The organism is Streptomyces fructofermentans (assembly GCF_014651055.1).
In the GTDB taxonomy this organism is placed as follows: Bacteria; Actinomycetota; Actinomycetes; order Streptomycetales; family Streptomycetaceae; genus Streptomyces; species Streptomyces fructofermentans.
This window is the reverse complement of sequence record NZ_BMWD01000084.1, coordinates 1-673: the sequence shown is the minus strand read 5'-3', so window position 1 is coordinate 673 and position 673 is coordinate 1. Positions and strand designations below refer to the sequence as shown.

General features: G+C 58.2%; 1 rRNA gene. It reads right to left on the bottom strand.

From position 1 onward, the window contains the following. Positions 1–673: ribosomal RNA gene (locus IE265_RS38075) — 23S ribosomal RNA — on the bottom strand; the annotation flags it as partial.

Here is a 673-nt window from a genome sequence, read left to right as displayed (position 1 = left end):
GCAGGCTCATTCTTCAAAAGGCACGCAGTCACGACGCACCAAGCAAGCTTGATGCGCGACGCTCCCACGGCTTGTAGGCACACGGTTTCAGGTACTATTTCACTCCGCTCCCGCGGTACTTTTCACCATTCCCTCACGGTACTATCCGCTATCGGTCACCAGGGAATATTTAGGCTTAGCGGGTGGTCCCGCCAGATTCACACGGGATTTCTCGGGCCCCGTGCTACTTGGGTGTCTCTCAAACGAGCCGTTGATGTTTCGACTACGGGGGTCTTACCCTCTACGCCGGACCTTTCGCATGTCCTTCGCCTACACCAACGGTTTCTGACTCGCCTCACAGCCGGCAGACTGTGAAAGAGAGATCCCACAACCCCGTATGCGCAACCCCTGCCGGGTCTCACACGCATACGGTTTGGCCTCATCCGGTTTCGCTCGCCACTACTCCCGGAATCACGGTTGTTTTCTCTTCCTGCGGGTACTGAGATGTTTCACTTCCCCGCGTTCCCTCCACACACCCTATGTGTTCAGGTGTGGGTGACAGCCCATGACGACTGCCGGGTTTCCCCATTCGGAAACCCCCGGATCAAAGCCTGGTTGACGGCTCCCCGGGGACTATCGTGGCCTCCCACGTCCTTCATCGGTTCCTGGTACCAAGGCATCCACCGTGCGCCCT